5 protein-coding genes are annotated in these 22,675 nt (G+C 73.0%); all 5 read right to left on the bottom strand.

Annotated elements, in window-relative coordinates:
• Nucleotides 1-25: 25 nt before the first annotated feature.
• The 5 genes from ABT129_RS14255 to ABT129_RS14235 all read right to left on the bottom strand — a co-directional run bounded on the left by ABT129_RS14255 (nt 26) and on the right by ABT129_RS14235 (nt 22,642).
• A complete protein-coding gene (locus tag ABT129_RS14255) occupies nt 26-448 on the bottom strand; it encodes a hypothetical protein (protein WP_351900585.1) in 423 nt (140 codons plus the stop codon).
• A 121-nt stretch (nt 449-569) separates the two neighbouring features.
• A complete protein-coding gene (locus ABT129_RS14250; protein WP_351900584.1) occupies nt 570-19,256 on the bottom strand; it encodes a WXG100-like domain-containing protein in 18,687 nt (6,228 codons plus the stop codon).
• Between the two features lie 229 nt (nt 19,257-19,485).
• Nucleotides 19,486-19,794 (bottom strand): hypothetical protein, encoded by a 309-nt coding sequence (locus tag ABT129_RS14245; RefSeq protein ID WP_351900582.1) that lies wholly within the window; start codon nt 19,792-19,794, stop codon nt 19,486-19,488.
• Nucleotides 19,787-20,353 (bottom strand): YbaB/EbfC family nucleoid-associated protein, encoded by a 567-nt coding sequence (locus tag ABT129_RS14240; protein WP_351900581.1) that lies wholly within the window; start codon nt 20,351-20,353, stop codon nt 19,787-19,789. Before ABT129_RS14240 ends, ABT129_RS14245 begins: the two co-directional genes overlap by 8 nt.
• A gap of 39 nt (nt 20,354-20,392) precedes the next feature.
• Nucleotides 20,393-22,642 (bottom strand): hypothetical protein, encoded by a 2,250-nt coding sequence (locus ABT129_RS14235; protein WP_351900580.1) that lies wholly within the window; start codon nt 22,640-22,642, stop codon nt 20,393-20,395.
• Nucleotides 22,643-22,675: the final 33 nt, after the last annotated feature.

Raw genomic sequence — 22,675 nt, 5'->3', positions numbered from 1 at the left:
GGCATCCCGTGGTTCAGCGGGCCGGTCAACTCAGCGGGTGGACCTCCGTCCCCTCCGGCGCCGGGGTCAGCACGAAGGCGGCGGCGCGCTCGACGACGTCCTGGTCGAGGGGGCCCGGAGCCGTGTAGCCGGGCCTGTCCAGATGGGCGAGCAGACCGGGTTCGGGGGCGAGGGCGTACTGCTCCAGGTAGTACGTGACGGTGTCCGTCCACACCCACTCCCCGTCCGTACGGAAGTTGAGCGGCACCTCCGCCACCCGGGAGGGATCGAGCACGTCGTCCATCAGGACCGGAGTCACCAGCACGGGCGTCCCCGCGTTCAGCCGCTCCACCAGCAGGGCGCGCAGCTCCGGGTCCTCGACCACCGGGTGGTCCAGGTCGAACCCCGGGCCCGCCTCCGATCCGGCGTGGTCGAAGACGGAGGCGAGCTGGAACTCCGGGTCGGTCATGGCGAGGTCCTGTCCTTGGATCGGGGCGGCCCGGCGGCCGTACGCCCCCGGGGGAACGTACGGAACGCCGGGCACGGTTCAGACCGGGCGGAGGAGGCCCGGCCCCGGCCCCGACGACGGGTCAGAACGACCAGTCCACGGCCGGCAGGGTGACGGCGGCGGACGCCGGAGCGAGGACCACGCGCCAGTCGTCCTCCGGCGTCCCGTACCCGTCCCCCGCCACGGCCGCGAACGCCCGCGCCGCCTCGGACTCTGCCCGCGCCAGGGCGCCCGGCGCGCCCCCCTCCCGCCGCACCCGGTGCAGGTCGGCCAGAGCACGCGCCAGCACCGTCCGAGGGCCCGGGTGCTCGGGATCGGCGCGCTCCAACTCGACGGCGATCCGCTCCAGTTCCGGACCGTAGTGGCCGAGGTTCGCCTCCACGGCGCGCCGCATGTCGGCGTCCCGATGGCCCGGCCGCGCGTCATGCCGGAGCACGACGTGGCGCCCCTCGGGGTCACCCGCGAGCACCAGGGGCGCGGAACCGGGAGCACCCCCGCCGCCCACGGTGACCCGGACCAGGGTGTGCTCCACGCCGTCCCGCGCGAAGCGGACGGAGGAGTCCGGGTCCACGTCCAGCCGTATCCCGGCGGGGGTCAGGCCGGTCCGCGCGTCCTCGACGGCGTCCGCCGCGGCGTAGAACGCGCGGCCCCCGCCCTCATGGTCCGGTACGGCGAACCGGTGGTCGGCGGAGACCTCCAGGACGGGCCGTTCCACCGTCTCGAACGGCCGCACGGGCCGGTAGGCCGGGAAGCCGTCGGTGTTCGCGGAGGGGCCGTTCAGGGCGAGCGCGATCGGGTCGTCCCCTTCCACGGACATCTCCACGCGCGCCTCGCCGACGCGGCGGGTGTGCGATGCCGTCCCCGCCGTCTCGTACGCGGCGAGCCGGTAGGAGGGGGCGGCCGGCGCGGCCGGGTCGGAGGGCGGGGTCACCGTGACCACGGGAACAGGGCCGGGGGGCACGGCCGGTGGGGCCAGCCGGCCGGGGTCGCGGGGTGCGGGGCCGCCGTCGGGGACGGTGGCCTCCCCGGACCCGGGGGGCGGTGTGACGGTGATCGTCGGCACGGGTCCCCGGGGCGTCGCCGGCGGAGCCAGACGGCCCGGTGCCGGGCGGCCCGGGCCGGTGTCGGGCGGGGCCGGGGCGTCGGCGGGCGGCGTGACGGTGAGTGTGGGCAGGGGGATCCCCTGGGGGTGGATCCGAGACTCCTGGTCGTGGTCCTGCTCGTGGTCCCGCGCCTGGTCTTGGTCCTGCTCCTGCTCCCCCTCGGTCGTCCCCGTCCCCTTCCTCTCGGGCTCGGGCTCGGGCTCGGTCTGGGGCTCGGTCTCGGCTTCAGCCTTGGGCCCGGTCTCGGCCTCAGCCTCAGCCTTGGGCCCGGTCTCGGTCTCGGTCTCAGCCCGAGGTTCCGGCTTCTCGCCGAACAGCCCCGGGTGCTTCCGTACCAGCCCGTCGACCGTGTCGTCGTGCAGCACACCGATCAGGCCGCCGTCGACCGTGACCTCGACCGTGGTCCTCCTGCTGCCGGTGAGGACCCAGGTGACGTCCGCCGTGTAGTAGTGCTGGGTCCCCTTCCTCCTGTCCCGCTCGTCGACCGTCTCGCTGCGGGTCGAGCTGAGGCTGTGGCCGCGCTCGCCTCCGACGCCCAGGGGCACGCCCAGGTTCGTGGCGACGTGGGAGACGCCCGGACCCTCCGGCGTACCGGTGTCCGTGGCGTGCGCGCGGCCGTCGGGGGTGACCGAGCCGGACCAGCCGATCGTGGTCCGTTCCCGTTCCCGCTCGGTCTCCCGCTCCCGGACCAGGGTCTCGACGTTCGTCTCGAACTCCCCGGAGGCGAGGTGCCGTGCGCGGTGGACCACCATGCGGACGGTGATCTCCTCACCGTCCGCCACCGGGACTGTGTAGCCCCCGTCGAGCAGCCGCCGGACGTTGGCGCGCAGGTTCTGCTCCGTCGTCAGCAGGTCGGTCCGCAGGCCCGCCAGGGTCGCCGGGGCCAGGTCCTGGCGCGTGGGCGCCGCGGTGTCGCCCTCCGCGACCCGGCGCGGCAGGGAGGCGGCGGCGGGCAGCCACCGCAGCACCCGGTCGAGACCGGGCAGGGAGAGGGCCTGCACCGCGGAAGCCAGGTCCCTGTTCAGCTCCTCGACCGGCTGGGACACGGCCGTCGGGCCGTTGGGCCGGACACGGCCGGAGACCGGTACGGCTCCGGCGGGGACGGGTGCGCCCGGGCGCGTCAGATGATCGGGTACGAGCAGCCGGGCCTCGCCGCCCGTGAGCGTGTTCGTCGCCGCGGGCCTGTGCCCGGACGGGAACAGCTTCTCCCACGGGCCGCCCCACCGCTCGGCGAACCATCGCCCGGCCAGGCCGCCCGTGGCCCGGTCGACCCACTGAGCCGGGGCGTTGAGCGCGGCGCCCGCCATCCGTACCGTCTGATGGGGCTCGGAGGCGTCGAAGACCTCCACGGTGTACGTCACCGAGTGCCGGAACTCCTGTGCGGTACCGGTGACTTCGAGGCTGTGCTGGTCCCGTTCCGAGGAGGTGTCGGTCCTCGTGCGGCCGACGGACGTCTCCGCCCCGACGCCCGCCTTGACCCCGCCGCGCGGCAGGCCCGCCATGTCGGTCCCCTTGACGGTGACGGCGAACTGCCCGCCCACCTTGTCCGACACCCCGGACGCGGACGCGGTCGACCGGGTGGCGGTGTCGGCCACGGCGAGCGTCACCTGTTCGCGGGGCCCCACGTACGCCGGATCGCCGAGCGCGGCGGTGACGCGGACGCCCACCAGCCGGGTGCCGCCGCCGTGCTGCCGGAGCTTGATCAGCTGGCGTACCGACGTCGTGCTGAGCGCGGTGAAGTGGGCGCGCAGCGACTCCGCGGAGAACACCGACGCCAGGCCGCGCGAGAGGTCCGTGGGGGTGCCGGCGCCGATGCCCCCGGGGAGCCCCTTCAGCGTGCCGAGCAGTCTCCTGACCTCGGGCAGCACGTCGTCCGCGTCGAGCTTCTCCACGTGCGAGACGGCCTTCGCCAGGTCGGCGTCGACGTACGAGCGGGGCGGGGGAGCGGCGACGGGCGGCCGCTCCCCGGGGACGTCCATGCCCAGGGCGCGCGCCTGGTGGTCGGGGACGGTCAGTTCCACGCCGCCGTCCACCTTGACCAGCCGACCGCGCAGGGAGTGGTCCGACGGGCTGGTCGTGAAGCGGCCGTCGGGCCGCCAGGTGTGGTGGCTGATCTCGTAGTAGGCGTCGGCGCGGTAGCGGTGGCTCGTGCCCTTGTAGGTCAGCGTCGAGGTCGCGGTGCTCGCCGAGGCGACGGTCCGCACGTCCGTGTGGGTGCGGCCGAGGTCCACGGACCCGCCCGCGGCGACCGAGGCGCCGTCGAGGGCCGCGTAGCCGCCGAGTCCGAGCCCGGCCCCGAGGTTGTACGAGCCGGTCGCGGCCGTGGCGGACTTGGTGCCCGCCTCCGCCCCGTACGCCAGGCTGGTGCCCGTCCCCGTCCCCTCGTGCACGGGCCTGCCGAGCCTCAGCCGGACCACGAGCGCCTGCGCGCGGCCGGCCGGGCCCGGCGGCAGCGGGAACACCGCGCCGTCCGGTCCGGTGAGCTGCTCGAAGCGGGACTGGAGGAAGTTCGGGGTGAGCGCGTCCTCGATCTCCGGGGTGAGGCCATGGCGCAGCGCGCCGACCGTATCGCCGGAGTGCCGGCCGAACTCGTCGTCCCGGGCCCTCGGCGGGGTGCCGCCTCCGTGTTCGGCGATCAGCTCGCCCGCGGAGGAGGTGAGCCCACCGGTACCGAGGAACTCGGGATGGACGCCGCCGAGCCCGTTCCGGGGGAGGATGAACTCCGGGACCGCGTCGTCGGCGATCCAGCCCGGGGCGTCGTCCCCGGGGAACACCGTCACGGTGCCCGTGGAGGCGCGGGGGACGGTCGCGGGGCCCGGTAGATGGTCGTTGCCGACGCGCACCACGGCGGACACGTCGTCCCCCTCGATGCGCAGCGACGAACCGGACACCAGCTCGCCCTTGGAGTCGTGGACGGTCGCGGTCAGGTGGTGGACGGCCGCGTAGGTGAACGCGGTGTGCTCGCCGCTGGTCTCCTGCTCGCGGGACGCCTTGACGGTGGCCGTCACCGAGTCCTTGACGTGGGAGAGGGTGGCGCCGCCGCCGACCTTGACCGCCGGCACCTCGACCCGTGACTTCTCTCCGGTGCCGACCCGCAGCGTGGCGCCCCCGGCGGCCGAGAAGGACACCTGGTCGCCGACGCCGACGGCCTGGTTGGTGGTCCGTGTCGCGGAGCGGGTCAGCGACAGGCCGCTCTCCCCGAACGTGCCCCGCAGGTCGCGCAGTTCGGTGCGCAGGTGCAGCCGGATCTCCTGATCGCCCGCCTTGAGGACGACCGGGACGCCGGAGCCGAGGAGTTTCGCGAAGCGGGCCCGCATGCCGGGCGTTCCGAAGGAGGCCGTGAGCTCGCGGTGGAACTGCGCGTACTCCTCCTCGCCGAGCCGCCGCTTCAGGCCGGTCCGCTCCAGATGGGTGCCGAGCCACTCGCGCGCCGCCTTCAGCACCTGCTGCGAGCCGGGGAGTTCACCGACGACGCCGGGTCCGAGCCCGGTGCGCGAGGCGAGGGCCGGCGGCTCGACGGGATCGCTCCCGAAGTCCCTCTGGCGGAAGGGCCCGAGCAGGGCGCCGCTCCTGGTCACCTCCATCAGGTACGCGGCCGGCCGGCGCGGGTCGCCGCCGTCGTGGCCCAGGAAGAGGTCGGGGTTGCCGCCGAGGAGGGCGGTGAGTTCCGGCGCGGCCGCGTACCCGGGATCGATCCGTACCTCCACCGGGCCGCGCACCGCGGCGAAGTCCTCCAGCTCGGAGGCGACATCGGCGTACACCCGGGTCGGCCGCGCCGCCGTGTCGTCGTCGCCGGCGGCGAGGTTGCGGACGACCTGCTCGACGGGGTGGCGCAGGGTGCCCCGGACGTCGAGTGTTCCGTCGGCGTCCTGGTGGACGACCAGCCGCGCCCCGTCCGGCCGGACGGACCCGATGAGGCGGGGCGGTGCGTCCGAGCCGCCGTGGACGGTGAACCCGAGCCCGGGGTGCGCGTCACCGAGCGCGGAGAGCCTCGCGAGTCCCGCGGCTCCCCGCTCCAGCGCGCCGAACAACCGGTCGAACGTGGAGGTGCCCAGGCGCTGGGCCGTGGTGACCTGCCCGGCCGCGTTCACGTGGTAGCGGAAGGCCGGTCCGTCCGTGGTCCCGTTCACGGGTGAGTAGGGACGCCCCTCGGCCACGACCGACACCCGGGGGTGGTTGCGCAGGCGCGTCCACGGCGCTCCGCCGGGAAGCGTGCCGTCCGGGGTCGCGATCTCGATCGGATGCCGTCCGGCGATCTTCAGCAGGCCGGCGGGATCCGGCATCCCGCCGCTGGGGAAGGGCCGCTCCGCACCGACGTCCCGGTGCGCCGACGGCTCCTGGCGGGCGAGGCGCAGCAGCGCGCTCACGGCCAGACCCACGGCCCGGAACCGCGACGCCGGGCGCGGCGCGGTGTCCGCCGGGTGCGCCTCCGCCTCCGGGAGCGGCCTGCGGACCGGCCCGAGCAGCCGCGCCTCGAAGTCGGCGGCCCGTGAGGCGGGGACGCCCACGGCCATCTCCAGCGTCGAGTCGAACGACAGGGGCGGCCGCTTCGACGACGACACGAACTCCACGTGGAATCGTGCCGTCGCGCGGTACTCGGCCTGGGTCTCCTCCGCGTGCTTGAGCTTCGCCTTGCTCTTGTCCGAACCGCCCACGTCGAACTGGTGCGAGCGCGCCGCGTTGAGCGCCAGCTCCAGGCTGGGGACGATCACGTACTCGCTGACGCTCACCGGAAGGGCCGCGCCCACGGTGAGGCCCGACCTGTCACCGAACTTGCCGCTCGACTTCACGCCGAACGCGTCGGAGAAGTCCTCCCGCACCCGCAGGGGGCCGCCGGTCTCGCCCTTGCGCTGGAGGCCGGTCAGTTCGGCGCCCACCAGGAAGTGGCCCGCGAGCGACTTCCTCGGGAACCCGCCCGCGGTGAACACCCTGGAGGCCAGGCTCCCGGTGCTCCACCACTGGTTGCCGTCCTTGAACGCCTTCTCGTTGAAGAACTCCCGGGACACCTCCGAGACGAACGCCGCGGTGACGTCGGGGGCGAACCCGGCCTTGTCCAGGGTCGAGGCGAGATCGGCCAGGAGCCGCCCCGGGGCGACCGCGTTGACCGTCGAGAGCACGGACTTGAGCGCGCCGGGGTCCACGACCTGCCAGGTGTCGTCGTCGCCCGAGGAGTCGACCCCCTCCGGGAAGGCCAGCCGCAGGCGTCCGGAGAGGCCGATCTCCACCGTGTGCGCGTGCCGGGGGTCCTGGTCGAGGACGCGCACCTGGACGCGTACGCCTCCGTCGAACGCGTGCGTCTCCTTGACGACGGTCCGTCCGGCGCCCTGGGTGTCCGAAGTCGCCGTCCGGGTCGCGCCGTAGGTGGTGCCCGCCTGGAGTTTGACGGACGGGGCCGCCCCGGAGAGGTTCGCCACGTCCGCCAGCTTCATCACGACGTCCACCCCGCCGGCGACCGAGGCGTTGCCGCCGGAGGACACCGCGCGGTTGGTGACGGCCTGGTTGCGCGAGGCGTACGGTGCCGCCTCCTCCCGCGACCGGGCGGCGTGGTGCACGAGGCCGTCCGGCCGGGCGGTCACCACGACGACCCTGCCGTCGGCGCGGAAGACGAGACCGCTCCGCAGGAAGTCGTTCCAGGAGGCGGGATCGGCGCTGGACAGCACCGGGGCCAGCCGCCCCATCACCTTGGCGGCCGTCCGGGCGTCGATTCCGGCCCCGCGCAGCTCGGCCCCGGCGACCTTGAGGTCCTCGGCCGTCCGGGCGGAGTCGAGCACGGCCGTGACCCGCCCGTCACCGAGCGCCCCGTGGCCGACGTACCAGGGAGCCCGCCGGGGCGGCGGAGCGGCGGACTCCGACACGGTGGGTACGGGTGGGGTGACGGGCTGCCGCGACGAGGAGCCCTCACCGGTGTCGGCGGTACCGAACGCCACGGCCTCGGGGAAGTCCCCGGTGTCGTCCTGCCGGGCGACGAGATACCCGTCGGGCAGCGGTGCCGTCGACGGTGCCCCGCCGGAGGGCAGTTCACCGTCGGGCGGCAGGTGCGCGCCGAGCACCTCGGCCTCGACCTCGGCCCCTTCGTGCACCGCGAGGGAGAGTCTGACCCAGTGGTCGGGGACGAGCCGGGGCATGCCGTCGGCGTCCCAGGCCACCCTCTGGGCCACGGCCAGGTGGCCGGGGCCGCTCGGGTCGGTGGCGAACGGACCGGTCACCGGCGGCACGAACCACAACGTCGACCGGGGCGCGTACACCGTGAGCGGCAGCTCCGGCCGCAGCTCCCGCAGGGCGCGCAGCGTGTCGGCGGCGTACGACCGCTCCAGGCCCTCGCCCAGCCCGCAGGCGGCGAACTGCAACGGTTTGGCGGTGTCCCACACCCCGTCGTCGGCGAGCCGGGACAACACGGTGGCCAGCTCCCCGGCGGAGACCCGCTGCCCACGCCAGGTGGGCGCGCCGTCGGTCCCCGTGATGTGACCGGCCAGCGAGAAGAACCGCTCGTCGCGGGGGAAGCGCCCGACGGCGTCGCGATGCCGGTCCGCCTGGTCCGGGGCGGTGTCGGGGTCGACGAGGTGGTGGGTGCCGTTGTCCCGGTGGGAGCGGGTGAGGGACTCGACGAGCTCGTCGACCCGCCCGCCGGGGGACCGGGACCCGGTGGAGGCCCCGTCGCCCCCGGAGGACGCGAGGTCGTCGTCCCCCCACAGGCCGCCGAGCATGCCCTCCTCCCCGTCCTGATCCGACGACGCGCCGTCCGCGTCGTCGACCGGTGCGGGCGCCGGCGCCGCCACCGTCGCGTTCGCCATGTCGCCGAACGCCTGGGCGTCGGCGCGCATCCGTGCGCCGCCCACCCGCTGGAACTCCTCCACGACGCTCTGATGGCTGTCGAACATCGCCGCCAGCTCGTCGTACATGGCCTCGTACTTCGCGGAGAAGACGAACCGCAGCGGGCTCCTGTCCCCCACCGGGGACGCCTCGGTCACCCGGGGGCCGGTGCCGTAGGGGTTCTCCGGGTCCGGGGGCACCTGGCCCTCGTCGGTGAGGAACTGCCGGGTGAACGTCTCCTTGCCCTGCTTCCTCTCGGTGGCGGGCCAGGTCGCGACCCCGGACGCGTTCTCCCCGCGCAGGATCTCCGCGCGTCTGGCCGTCGGGTCCGCGTCGTCGTCGTACGTGCTGTAGACCGAGTAGGAGGAGAAGTCCGCCTGGTAGTACTGGTGGAACTCGTGGAACAGCCGCCGGATGTCCTCGGTGTCCCCGGTGTCCAGGACGGCGACGCCGCGCGTGGTGCCGTCGGACACCACCGGGCTCCTGCCCTTGAGGTCCAGGTACATCTTGACGATCCAGTGGAACGTCGCGTCGCGGTTCTCGGCCGGGTCGTCGGCGTGCTTGCCGCGGTAGTAGAAGCCGAAGGGATCGGAGTCGACCATCCGGACGGCGGCCCAGTACGTGTCCGCGTGCTGCCTGTCCACGTCGACGTCGCCCCACAGGTGACGGTAGCGGCTCATGACCTCGACGGCCCCGCGGTGCTCGGACTCGTAGTCGTGCCGCTCCTTCCTCCGCGGGCCCTTCCTCGGCGCCTCCTGCTCCTGGTCCGGATCCTTCTCGTCCCCGTACATCGCCTTCGAGTTCGCCTTCTCGATGTCGTGGAAGAGGATCGCCTTGGCGACCGCGTCCACGGGCACCAGGCGCCGCGCGTCGTCGGTGTCGCGGTGGGCCAGCTTCAGGTACTGGCCCAGGACCATCTGCGCGTGCTGGAAGAAGGTGTAGCCCTCGGACGGCGCGCAGATCTCCGCGTACAGGGGGCGGAGTTCGGGGTGGTCCCGGATCAGGCGGTTGACCACCTGGTACGGCGACCCGCCCTCCTTCACGAGCCGGGTGAGGTCCGCGCCCACCTGCGTCTGGAGGTGGACCTCCTCCCTCCGTCGCCGCCGCATCTCGTCGAAGTCGTGCGGCACCGGCGCGTCGGTGACGTTCCGGTCGGCCTTGACCTCCTTGTGCTGAAGCGCCAGGAGGTAGCCGATCTCGGCGTGGGAGGCCCAGGTGAGGACCGTCTCCCTCATGAAGTCCTCCACGGCCTCCTTGGCCTCGCGCTCGGCGTCGGGCATGTCGTCGGAGTCGGGCGTGCCCAGGAGGCCCTCGGTCCGCACCCGCCTGGCGGCGTCCGAGAGGATGTCCTCGTGATCCGCGAGGAACTTCTCGAGGTGCTTGACGCGGACGTGGTACGGCAGGACGGTCGTGTCGTGGTCCAGGAGGAGGTTCGGCATGCGGTGCGCCGGCTCCTGACGGGAGTACTGCCACGTCACGTAGTGCTGCCGCAGCATGGTGGAGATCGACTTCAGCTTCTCGGGACTGTTGACGTGCTTCTCGTTCTGGACCCAGGGGTTGTACGAGGACTGCAGCTGGGGCGCGTCGACGGCGGGGATGCCGAGACGCCCGCGCAACACGTCGACGTGGGCCGTCCGGCCGTTCGCGGGGTGTTCCTGGTCCGGGGGCTGGGGGCTCAGGTCGGTGGCCGCCTCGAAGTACGTGACCAGTGAGCCCGGAACGATGCTCTCGCGGAGCAGGGCGAGGTGTTCGCCCCGGATGCCGAACTGGTTGCGTTCTCCCGGCTGGTCGGTGTTGACCGTCCGGTCCGAGAGGGGCGTCGGACCCTCGATCGGGTCGGGGGTGGAGCCCGCCTGCGCCTCCCACCGCTTCCGGTGGGTCTCCTCCACGGCCCGCAGCGCCTCGGGGACGAGCGACGTGTCGACGGGCTCGCGCACCTTCCTGGGGTCGAGCGAGTCGCTGCCGCGGTAGGGGGCGCCGAGCTGGTGGGCGTCGCCCTCCGGGACCGCCAACGAGGTGATCCGGCGGTAGATGTGCAGGGGGACCAGGTAGGAGCGGATGAGCGGTCTGTTGCGCTGCGGCGCCTGCCCGGGCTCGGGACTCGGCGGCGTCTCCGCCTTGTACTTCATGGCCCAGGCGATGGCCCGCGCGGGAGTGCCGATGCCGGTCCACAGGGTGCCCTCCATGGTCGGACCGGTGGCCAGCACGACCCTGCCGGTGACCGGGTCCTGCTGGATGTCCTTGAACCTCCCCGACGTGACCCGGCCGGACTCCCTGTCGATGGTCAGGTCCGTCCGGTTGGTGACCACCGTGTAGAAACGGACGTGCGGCCCCTCCTCCGTCATCTCCACCTCCACCTCACCGCGATGGATGTAGAGGGGCTTCCGGAACTTGTAGTGGCCCTTGCTCGCGTCCTCGCCCTCCTTCTTCCTGTTCTTGCCCTTGTTCGGCGTCTGGCCCTGCTCCTCGCCCTTGTCGTGGATCAGGGCGGAGTCGAAGGGACGGTTCGGCCCCTCGTAGCTGACGCCGGGGATGCCGATGACCGGCTGGTACGCCCCCGGCCGCCCGGGCGGCCGGTCCCCGTCCCGCTCGTCCGCCTCACCGGGGTCCACCTCGCGCAGCGTCACCAGGGAGCGGCCGGAGTCCATCCGCTCGAACCCCACCACGCGGACACGCGTGCCGGGAGCGAAGACCACCAGGTCCTCGGTCAGGTGGTGCCGGGTGCTCCCGTCCCCCTCCGCGGTCTCCACGTGGAAGACCAGGTTGTGGTCCTCCGGGACGGACGGCGTCGCCTTCCAGTAGATCCGCGAACCGACCAGCTCGTCGAGGGAGAGCGGCGTACGGTCGCCGGCCCGGGAGTCCGCCAGCCGCCGGAACAGGTCCACCGCGGCGGCGTTCGTCATCATCGACCGCATGGGCTTCGCGTGGGACGTGTGCGCGTCCTGGACCCGGGCGGAGACCGTGGCCCGACGGCGCAGCTCCGCCGTCGGCGTGTCCCGCGCCGTGTCGAGCCCCGTCGTGTCACGGCCGCGTGAAACGGGGGCGAACACGGCCATCGCGTTCGCCTTCGGCACGTCCAGGCCGTACGCCAGGTTCCTGATCTCGGTCGCCAGCGCGCCGGCGACGGTCAGGGCGCGCTCCTCTCCCGCCTCCCTCGCGGCCCCGGGCAGCAGGTTGTTGCCTCCCGCGCTGACGTGGATCCGCAGCTCGCCGCCCGAAGGCTCCTCGGAACGCCGGACCAGCTCGGGGAACAGCTCCATCGCGAGGTCCTGGAGGGCCGTCCTGCCCTCGTCCGTGAGGGTCTTCTCCCCCTTGGGGAACGCGATGGTCCGTTCCCTGAGGACGGACAGACCGTCCACCGTCATGCTGATCGAGGCGGAGTCCTCCCCGTCGTCCCCGTCGCCGAACCTGACGGCGTCCTCGTGCGGGGCGGCGACGTCGCTCCCGGCGCGCACGGCGTCGGCGGGGGCCCCGTCGTCGCCGACGGGGGTGCTCGTGGCCGTGTGGTCGGGCGCGCCGTCGTCGCTGTAGCGGTGCCAGTCCGCGCCGTCGCCGAAGACGGTGACCTTCCCGTCCGCCGTCACGCCCACGTTCCGTGCCGTGAACAGCGCGCCGCCGGGCAACGACCAGACGGGGGCGTCGGCGGCGAGGGCGGTGAGGGGTCCGTTCCCCGTCTCCGTCCCCGCGCGGTGCCTCCACAGGCCGCCCATGACGGTCCTGACGGTGTTCTCGTGGACGGGGGAGGCCAGGCCGCAGGCGGTGAAGCGGATTTCGGTGACGCCGTCGAGCCGCCCGTCGTCGTGCGCGTCGGTGAGGGCCCTGAGGACGGCGTCCGGGTCCGGCGGGGTGTCCGGATCGGTGTGCATGCCGACGACGAAGACGCCGGGGCGCGACGGCAGGGAGTCGAGCGCCCTGGCCTGCGGGGCGCTCAGCCGGCCGACGGTGACCCCCGCGGGGATCCGCCGCACGGGGCGCTCCGCGGTGAAGTCGGAGACGGCCGTCATCAGTTCGTTCACCAGCGTCGGGGTGTCGCGCTGCCAGTACGCCGCGGTGTACGCCTCCGCCCCCCACAGCGCGGGTGGGAAGCCCTGGTCCACCAGGAGGCGCTGGGCCACGATCCGGACGTCGGCGGTGATCCCTTGGTCGTCCGACGGCGGGAGGCCGTCGACGGCCCGGACGCCTTTGACGAGTTCGACGAGGGCCGTCAGCCTGGCCCGGTCCCCCGAAGCACCGTCCAGGGCGGTGTAATAGGCGTCGAAGGCGGCGTCGAGGCCCTCCCGCACGAGGTCGCGCTCGGGCGCGTCCGGGTCCTGCCTGTACAGGCGCTCCATCACGGTAGGAAGCTCGTCCCACACGCCGGTCTGCGCGTCCTGCTCGGGGTCGTCCGGCCGCTCGGCCCGGGCGCGCAGCTCCAGGTAGTTGTCGGCGTGCGTCCGGCGCCAGTCGCGGGCGGTGCCCCCGCCGTCGCCGAGCGTCTCCCGCAGCAGCGCGGTCGTGCGGTCGGTCAGGCCGGGGGTCCTGTCCACCAGCACCCGCATGTCGTCCTCCGGGAGCGCCCGGACGGTGCGCGGCGCCGCCGGCGCGAGCGTGAGCAGGTCCGGTGTCGTCTCGTGGGCCTCAAGACCCAGGGCCACCTCGTCCGGGAACCTGCCGTCCGGCATGGCCGCCCGCAACTGGCCCTCGGTCAGCGGCTGGAGCGAACGGAACCTGCTCCAGTCGTCGGTGTACCCCAGCACGTCGACGTGGCCGGGCCGACGGGCCAGGACGTCCCGTTCGAAGGCCTCGGACGCCGTCATGATCTCGTGGAAGGTGTGGTGGCCCACCGGGAGCATGTCCGCCATCAGCGCGAGGCGCACCAGCCGGAAGTCGACGGGGACCTTCCACTTGCGGGCCATGGCGTCGACCACCTCCAGAGCGAAGTACGTCGTGTTGGACGTGCCCGCGCTCATCAGGCCACCGGTCCCCTCGGCCGTCACCTGGCTCTCGGTCAGCAGGGCGATCTGACGGTGCCGTTCGCCCGGCTCCCAGGTCAGCCCGTCCTGGTCCAGCGCGTGGGCGCGCTCGCGGGCGCTGAGGGGCGGCACGACCTCGTCGGCCAGCAGCTCGGTGCGCCTGCGCCGGTCCTGGGCGAGCAGCAGCGCGTCGAGGTCGGGCCCGGCCGGATGCTCGTCCCGCAGCCGCTTCTTCTCGCGCTCGATGAGCTGGACGACGTCGGCCTGCTGCTGGATCCGCTTCTCCGGTTCCACGTCCTCCCCGCTGCGCTCGCGCGTGAGGATGCGCGGCGTCGGCTTGCTCCCCAGCCCCAGAGCGTCCCTGACGGGCCCGTGGACCGCCGTGACGAGCAGGTGCATCTGCTCGCGGATGTTCCCGTGCTCGACGACCTCCCTCAGCGTGGCCAGGTCGTTGCCGACGGAACCGCTGCCGGACCTCTCCGGCGTGCCGAGCCCGGCGCGCTCGGCGTCGGACAGCCTGGCCCAGATCGTCCCGACCAGGTCCCGCACCTGCCGCTGGACGTCCGGCAGCCCGGTGAGGTACTCGCCGAGGGAACGCTCGGCGTCGCGCGAGGCGTCCGCGTACGCCATGCGGACCGCCGTCCGGACGGTCGTGTGGTGCTCGTCGCGCAGCGGGTTGGCGTACAGGGCCTGTCCGACGCGGCTCAGCACGGTGAGGGGGAGGGTCAGTGCCTCGGTCCCCGTCGCGCTGCCCGGGGTCCGCAGGTTCTGCTCCAGTCGCCCGATGGCCGCGACCGCGCCGTCCGGTCCGCTGAGCACCAGTCGCGCCGTGTGCGCCTTGCCGACGAGCAGGCGGCCGTCCTCGGTCGCGACGGCGTGCCCGGCGGGGATCGTCACCTCCAGCCAGTGCTCCGTGCCCTCGGGGAGCCGCCGGGTGAGCGTGGTGTACGGCTTGCCGTCGGTGCGCAGCAGCCGGTCCGCCCGCCCCACCAGCCCGACCGGGGGCTCGGTCAGGGAGAGGTAGCCGGTGGTGACCTCCTGCGTCCGGGTGCCGAGTCCGTTCAGCTCCGCCTCGAAGTCCCGCGGGGCGGGGCCGTCCTCCGGCGTCCCGTCGGGGGTGGGACCGTGCTGCGGCGCGGGGGCGTCCGTGGCAGGGGCGGCCGGGAGGGTGGCGGAGGCGGCCGGGGCGAGGGGCTCGGGGACGTCGTTGACGGTGGCCGTCCCGCGCGTCGGCGTGATGTCTCCCGGTCCGTCGTCCGGGGTGCCGGGGGCCGACGGGCGCGACCACTCGGGGTGCGCGTCCATGACGGCCGAAGCGACCTGGGCCGCGAAGTTCTGCACGCGCGTCGCGCGCATCCTGGCCATCTTGGGCGTCTGCCACGACGACGCCTCGTGCAGCTTGCCGGGCAGGGGCACCGGGGCGATGCCGAGGTCCTGCAGCATGCGCGGGACCAGGAAGCGGGAGTGGGCGGTCAGGGCTCCCGGGGCGGTCTCCGGCAGCCCGGTGACCGCGTGGAGGGTCAGCACCGCGTCGGCGACGGCCTGGAGCTGTTGCGTGCGGCCGGCGGCGGACCCCACGGCCGTCGCGTAGGTGGCGAAGACGTCGTCGATCTTCCTGCGGACCTCCGCGTCGGGGGTCTCCGTCGTGGAGCCCTGGACCCGGGCGCGCAGGGAGAGGTAGGTGTCGGTGCCCAGGGTGTGCCAGGGGCTCTCGGAGTGGTGCGCGCCGTCCAGCAGGTCGCGGAGCAGCTCCGTCGTGTCCGCGTCACCCTCCGGCAGCAGCGCCGCCAGGGTGTCGTCGGACGGCGTGGGCGACGGGGCGACGACCGGCCTCTCGGTGAGGGGGACGGCTCCGGCGCCCGCGATGTCCGCCATGCCGAGGATCAGCTCGGCGTTCAGCTGCCCGCTGTTGCCGTCCTTCCAGAACGCCGAGGTCCGGGCCAGGCCGGTCAGCCGGGCCGGGGGCAGGCCCTGGTCCAGGAGCAGGCGCTGCACCAGCACCTCGACATCCGGCGTCAGCGGCTGGTCCGGCGCGTCGAAGTGGAGGCTCTTGACGAGGGTCGTGAGGGCGCTCAGCCGACGGGCGGCGTCGGTGGCGGATTCGGACGCGTAGGCCTCGAAGGCGTCCGTGATGTCGTCGTCCGTCAGGTCGCCGCGGTCTTCCTCCGGCACCCTCTCCCGCAGCCTCAGGTACGTCTCCGCGCTCATCGTGGTCCAGTCGCCGCCGGGGGAGTCCCGGCCGTCCAGCACCTCGGCGAGCGTGTCCGACCAGTCGGGGTCGGACATCAGGGCAGCCGCCCGCTCCCGCGCCGACTGCCCGGCCGAGGGGCCCGAAGGGAGCCCGCCCGCGCCGAACGCGACGGCCTCCGGGTGGGCGGTGTCGACCGCGGGCGTACGGAAGAGGAAGCGGACCGCGTCGTCGGGGAGTTCGGCCGCGGTGGGGGTGGTGCGGACGGGGGTGTGGTCCGGGGCGCCGCCGTCGTCGTACGCGTGCCAGGCGCCCTCGTCGACGACGGCGATCTTCCCGTCCGGGGTGAGCCCGATGTGCTGGGCGGTGATCAGGTGGGCGTCGGCCGTGTCCCCGCCCGTCGTGGGCACGTACCAGACAGGGGCGTCGGCGGCGCGGGCCGTGAGCGGGCCGGGATCGGCGTCTCCCTGGGCGCGGTGCTTCCACAGGCCGCTCATGACGGTTCTGACGGTGGCCTCGTGGACGGGGGCGGCGAGGTTGCAGGCGGTGAACTGGATCTCGGTGACGCCGTCGAGCCTGCCGCTGTCCTGGGCGTCGATGAGCGCCTTGAGGACGAGTGCGGGGTCGTGCGGGGTGCGGGGGTCGGTGTGCATGCCGACGACGAAGACGCCGGGGCGCCGGGGGAGGGCCTGGAGCGCGGTGGTCTGGGCGGGCGTGAGGACGCCGACGGAGAGGCCGGCCGGGATGTCCCGTACCGGGCCGCCGGGCGGCGGGGCGTCGTCGTCACCGTCGTCGGTCGCGCGGGTGAGGCCGCTGTCGTCGCCGTCCTCGTCCCGGGTACGGCCGCCGTCGCCTTCGGTGAGCGGAGGTGTGGTGCCGTCGCGGTCGGTCGGAGGAGGCGTGGTGTCGTCGCCGTCGACGAGCGGAGAAGGGGTGTCGTCGCCGTGGTCGGAGGGCGCGTCGTCGTCGTCGACGAGGAGGTACCCGAGTCCCTCGGCGGCGGCCTTGTCCTTCTCGGCCTGGAGCGGGTGGGCCGTGCTCTCCCCGGCCGTGCCCTCCCCGGCCGTTTCCGTCCGGGGCAGGGTCCGGGTCTCGGCCCGGCTCTCCGCCGAGGACTCGACGTCGTTCGGTACGGCGGCGGCGAACCGGTCGCCGGCGCTCTGCGTCACGGGGCGGGCCGCGGGCGGCTCCTGGTCCGTTCCGCCGGGGGCCGACGTCTCGGGGTCGAGGCCCAGCAGCGAGGAGAGATCGGACGAGACGGTGGGCCGGGACGGCCCGGGACCCGTGTCCGAAGCCTCCTCGTCCCCGTCCCGGCCGCCGCCCGTGAGCGCGTCGCCGTCGGACGCGTCGAGGAACAACGGGTCCTTGGCGATGTCGTCGGCGAACGACGTCCCCAGGTCCAGATCGAGCGGTACGAAGGCGCCGTCGCCGTCGCTCTCGACGCCGATGTCCGGCCGGCCGGGCGTGTCGGAGAAGAAGGGCGTCCCGGTGAAGGGGTTGGAGAACACCCACTTCACCATGTCCTTCATGTCACGGGTGAAGCTCGTGTTCTGCGTCTCGTCGGTGGGCCGGGGCACCGGCCACGGTGCCGGGTTGCCCGTCATGTTCGCCACGAACGAGGCGATGTTGATGGGATGGAGCAGGCCGAAGTACTTGTTGTCGTGCGGGTTCTCGGCGTGCTGGTGGCTGAGGACCCAGTTCTGGTACTTGACCATGACCGGCTCGAACATCCGGTGCAGGCCGTGGCTCAGCGCGCCCATGGCCACCCCGGAGGCGAACGGGCCGCCGGTGACCGTGAACTCGCCGTCCCCGAAGATCAGGTTGTAGAACCCCTCGCTCAGCATCTCGTGCGTGCCCTCGCTGAGCAGCGACGCGACGGCTCCGCCGAGCTGGTACATCGGGCTGCCCTGCAGGGGGTTCTCCTGCTTGAAGACGCGCGCGAGGGCGTTGCTGTGCTGGGAGCGGTTGAACAGGTCCGGCATCGCGTCGGCGAGGTTCTTCAGCGGCGCCAGGTTCCCCAGGTCCCCCATGGCCTTGGTGAGCAGTTCGGGGAGGTCGCCGTGGTCCGCGCCGAGACGGACCCACTTGCGGGCCAGGACCTCACCGAACTCCTTGCCCGCCTGTTCGGCTCCCTCGTGCTTGAGGTGGTCGGCGAAGACCTTGCCCATCTTCTCGGCGAAGGTGTCCGCGATGGTGCCCTCGCCGAAGCGGAGGAATCCGGTCTCCAGCTGGCGGTTGACGCCGCCGAGGAGTTCGCCGATGTCCTTGGCGAAGTCCGACCGCGCCTCCTTGGTGGCCAGGAGATCGTCCAGCGGGTTCTCGGTGTCGCCCGCGGCGCGGCCGGCCGTCGAGGCGTCGGAGGACTTGGAGGGCGTCCCGGCCGCCGGCGCGTCCGTGGCGGTGGACTTGCCCGCGCCGGGGGCGTCCTTGCCGCCGACGGTCTCCGTCTTTCCGGAAGCGGGTGCGTCCGCCTTGTCCGGAGCGTCGGCGTCCTTCCTGCCCGTGGCGGGTGCGTCCGCCTTGTCGGAGCCGGGGGCGTCCTTCCTGCCGGTGGCAGGCGCGTCCGACCTACCGGTGGCGGGCGCGTCCTTTTTGCCGGTGGCGGGTGCGTCCGTCCGGCCGGTGACCGGCACGTCCTTCGCGCCGGTGCCGCTCCCCGCGCCCGTGGCGGGGGAGTCCTTCGCCCCGGTCGCGGGCGGGTTCGGCTGGTCCTTGGCGCCGGCTCCGCCGGGCGCCTCCGTCTTCGGACGGCCGGCCGGCGGGGGTGTCACCCCTTCGGTGGGGGTCTTCGGCGGGACCGGGGGAGGCGTCGGGCCGTCCGTCGGCCGGTTGACCGGTGTCGGGGGCAGCTCCTTGTCCGTCTTGGCCGCGATGTCGTCCAGCTTCGACTTCGGGCCGGCCCCGCCCGTCGGGACGTCGGGGGTCTTGTTCTTCGGGACGTCTCCCAGTGTGTCGTCGGCCTTGTTCAGCACGTCGTCGATCCGCTTGCTGAGGATCGAGCCCGGCGTCCTGCCGCCGAGGAGCCTGCCGAGCATCTTGCCGCCGTAGTGGAAGAAGACCTCGAGCGGACCGCCGACCAGGCCGGTCAGGGCGCCCTGCTTGACCGAGTCGATCAGCGACTCGGTGTTCCAGCTCGTGGTGTGTCCCGCGCCGAGCTGGTAGAGCTGGATCACCGTGTCCTGGAAGACGCCGCCCATGATGCCGATGAACGTCTGGCTGAGGATCGTCTGGAGCAGCCACCGGAAGAGCTGGTGGATGCCCTCGCGGGTCGCCGCGAACATCGCCGACACCGGCCCCCACACCGCGCCGAACGTGAAGACCGAGAAGAGCGTGGCGAACAGGATCTCGGCCAGCAGCTGGACGAGCTGCAGGATCGCCATGATCTTCGTGTACTCGACCTGGTTGGCGACCTTGAGCGCCACCTCGGACAGCTGACGGGACAGCTCCGCCGTCTGCTCCAGCTGGTTCGCGCCCGCCGTCTGGCCCGTCAGGTCCCTCATGGCCACGAGGAACGAGTCGGCGGCCTCGCCGTCGAAGTCGTTCTTGACGATCGGGATGAGCTCCACGACGTACCCGGTGAGCGTCTCCAGGTCCCGGGCGATGGAGCCGTAGTGCTCCGACACCCGCCGCATGAGGTCCTCGTCGGCCTCGGGCCACTCCATGCCCGACACGAAGCCGAGGAAGTCGGCGACACCTTCCGGCGGATTGATGGCCATGGCGTGGAGGTCCTCTGATCGGGCGGACGGCTGTGCCCGGAGGAACGGGGACAGCCGTCCGAGCGGTTCAGCCGGGGCCACGCCCGCGCAGGGGGCGGACCCCCGGGAACGCGCGTGCGCGGGCACGCGCGCCACCCGCATGACCCGCGCCCACACCCGCGCCCACGCCCGCACCCGCACCCGCGTTCGGGCGCGGGCGCGGGTCCGGGCGGTCATCGGACGATCGGCCTCAGAACCCGTCCGCCTGCGATCCGGCCTCCTCGTCCGACTTCGCCATCGTGTCGGACGTCTCGTTCCCCGCCTCCACGACCGTGCCCAGCCGCTTGCTGATGTACGCGAGCGTCTCGGTGAGGTTCTCGGTGGGCTTGTCGACCTGCTGGTGGTAGGCCGTGCCGATCTCGTCCTTTCCCGCCGACTCCTTGTTGATCCGGTTGATCTCCACGATCGCCCGGCTGAGGTCGGTGAGACAGCGCTGGTAGTCGTCGTAGTGGGCGAACTTGCTCTTGAGGTCGCTCAGTACCTTCAGGTCGTCAGCCACTGAACTCCTCCTGCTTCCCGGTGGGGATGCGGGTGTCGGCCTCGGTGGCGAACTCCTCCTGCTTCGCGGCCTGCTCGGAGGCGCGGCGGGCGGTCGCCTCCTCCTCGGTGGCGAACTCCTGCTGCCTGGCCGCCCTCGCCTCCTCCTGGGCCTCCTCCAGGCCGAAGGAGGGGCGCATCGCCCGCAGCGGCTTGAGCAGTTCGTCCATGTCGGCGGGCATGCCGCTCAGTCCCGTGACGCTGCGCAGGTGTCCGCCGAAGTCCTCGAAGCCCTTGATGCGTTCGATGACCTGACTGCCCATCGTGGCCCGAGCCTCGTTGAGCACGTTGACCAGGGCGGCGGCGAGCTCGGCCGGCGCCATCGACTGGTACGCCTTGGTGTGGAAGGTGAGCGAGACCACCTGGCCCTGGGGTCCGACCGTCACGGACACCATGCGGTCCTTGGAGGTGACGGAGGCGGTCGCCTCGTCCAGTTCGCGTTTGGCCGCGAGCATCCGGTCCCGATGGTCGTTCAGGGCCGACATCGCGTCCTTGAGGATGCTGTCGAAGTCGATGGCCATGGGGCGCCTTTCGTGTGGTGGGGAGGGGACGGCCGGCCGTCAGCGGCCGATGACCCCGCTGACGGAGCCGGTGTCGGTGCCCCAGGTGTCCTCGTCCTCGGTGAGCCAGGTGGTGCGCTGCCGGTCCTTGCCCTGGTTGGGCTGACCCGCGCCCGCCCCGGCTCCGGGACTCATCGGGGGCATCATCGGCGGCATCATCGAGGACTGCGACGCTCCGGAGCCGCTTCCGGTCCCGCCGGACGACTGCCGGCCATCGGCCCCGGGAGCGGCGGAGGAGCCTGTCGGAGGGGTCTGCGTGGGGAGACCGAGCATCTTGGCGGCCCGCTCGCCGAGACCGGTCGCGCCGCCGACGGTCGAGGCCGTGCCCTTCAGCCTGGCGCCGTCGCCGATCCCGCCGCCGCCCGACCCGAGGCCGTCCGTCACGAACTTCCGGCCGCCGGCACCGCCGCCGGCACCCGTGCCGAGCCCGTCCGTGAGGTGCTTGTTGCCGCCCGGACCACCGCTGGTGATGGTCTTCGGATCGGGACGCGAGGTGATGGCGTGCTCCGCGTTGGTGAGCAGCTGGTGGGTCCGGCTGATCGGGTTGCCGTTCGCGTCGACGACGATGCCGTCCTTGAGCGTCGCCCCCTTGGGCAGCGCGTACGGGTTGCCGTTGGAGTCGAGCAGCGGCTTGCCCTTGGCGTCGACCACGGTGCCGTCCGCCAGGACCTTCGCGCCCTCGGGGAGACGGATCCGGTCGTAGGAGGAGCCCGGCAGTCCGCCCGTCTGGGTGTCCTCCTTGGGCGGCACGCCCACCTTGCCCCCGGGCGGGGCGACGACCTGCTTGCCTCCCGCACCCATCACCGGCTTCCCGTTGGAGTCGTAGACCTTGCCGTCCTTGCCGATGCGGGAACCCGGCGGCACCATGACGGGGTTGCCGTCGGAGCCCATGACGGGTTTGCCGTTCTTGTCGAGCAGCGGGACCTTGCCGCCTCCCGTACCGCCTCCCGTGCCGCCGCCCACCGTCCCGGGCGAGGTGGTGGGAACCGAGATCGGAGGGGGCTTGGGGCCGCCGGGGAGGTTGCCTCCCGGCAGCTTGCCGGGGTTGTTGCCTCCGGACCCGCCCGTCCCACCGGACCCGCCGCCCTTGCCGCCCGTGAGGTCGGGGAGGTTGCCCCCGCCGGTGCCGCCGGGCCCCTTCTTGTCCAGGTTCGGGGGGTTGGGGCCGGGACCGCCGGTCCCGCCGGGCCCCCCGGCCCCTCCGGCGCCCGCGCCGCTCGGCAGGGTGAAGTTCGGCTGGTAGACGCCTTCTTCGAGGGCGGAGGCGAGCTTCTGGTACTCGGTGTCCAGCTTGCCGACGTAGGTCGTCGCGGCGGTGTCCAGCGTGGACAGACCGAGCAACCACTCGTTCTTCGCGGTCCGCTCGACGGTCTTGATCCAGTCGGCGGCGCTGACATCGGTCCCCGACTTGTCGACGATCTTGTCGAAGACCGGGTCGGTCTGGCTCGTGTATCCGTTCCCGTAGCTCGCCGTCGACGTCTGCCACGTGAGGTGGAGCGTCGCACCCGCCATGAGACGGTTGAACTCCCTGCGCAGCAACGACACGCCGTTGTACGGCGAGTAGACGCCCTCCGGAGTGCCTTCGCCCGCCGGCTTCTTCCACGCCTCCAGGCCCTGGTAGAACATGCCGGACGAGGACGCCCTGAGCTGCTCCTTGGCGGCCTCCAGCAGGGTGACGCAGTTCTGCGGCGTCGTGATGTCCAGCCTGACCTTGTTCATCTCCATGTGCATGACGTCGATGAACTTCTTGAACGAGCCGGCCGCGCTGCCCCGCCACTCGCTGCCCTCGGAGTCCAGGTCGTCGCCCCACCCCTTGATGACCGGCATCCACTCGTCGAGCCAGCCGACCACGCCCTCCAGCTGCTGCTTGGCGTTGACGAAGGTGAACTGGTTGACGATGCTCGTCTTCGCGGGCGAGGTGCTCACCAGAGGCCCCAGGGCCTTCATCGGCTCGCTCAGCCACAGGTTGTACGGCGAGTCACCGGCGTCCCAGTAGCCCTTCCAGTCGACGCTGAAGCCCACGACGTACCGGGCCTTCTCATTGCCGTAACTGCTCTCGGCCGACCAGTAGATGTCGAAGATCTTGCTGTAGTCCTTGGTGAGCCCCACGTTCTTCTCGATGCGGAAGGTGGCGAAGTCGATCCATGCCTTCGAGTCCGGGCCGGCCACCGCTTCCCGGGTCGTCAAGGTCCCGGTCGTGTCCATGAAGACCTTGAGGCCTTCCTCCCAGGTCCACTTCTTGGCGTCCATCGTCGCGCGGCACTCCTGTCGGGTTGGTGGCGG

Origin of the sequence: Streptomyces sp. NPDC002057 (genome assembly GCF_040296665.1) — a bacterium.
Taxonomy (GTDB): Bacteria; Actinomycetota; Actinomycetes; order Streptomycetales; family Streptomycetaceae; genus Streptomyces.
Note: the sequence above shows the minus strand (reverse complement) of the source record. Positions and strands in the feature narration are given on the sequence as shown.

Bases quoted from the DNA above. Each gene is read 5' to 3' on its own strand.
- ABT129_RS14255 (WP_351900585.1), bottom strand. From the start codon at position 448: ATGACCGACCCGGAGTTCCAGCTCGCCTCCGTCTTCGACCACGCCGGA.
- ABT129_RS14250 (WP_351900584.1), bottom strand. From the start codon at position 19,256: ATGGCCATCAATCCGCCGGAAGGTGTCGCCGACTTCCTCGGCTTCGTG.
- ABT129_RS14240 (WP_351900581.1), bottom strand. From the start codon at position 20,353: ATGGCCATCGACTTCGACAGCATCCTCAAGGACGCGATGTCGGCCCTG.
- ABT129_RS14235 (WP_351900580.1), bottom strand. From the start codon at position 22,642: ATGGACGCCAAGAAGTGGACCTGGGAGGAAGGCCTCAAGGTCTTCATG.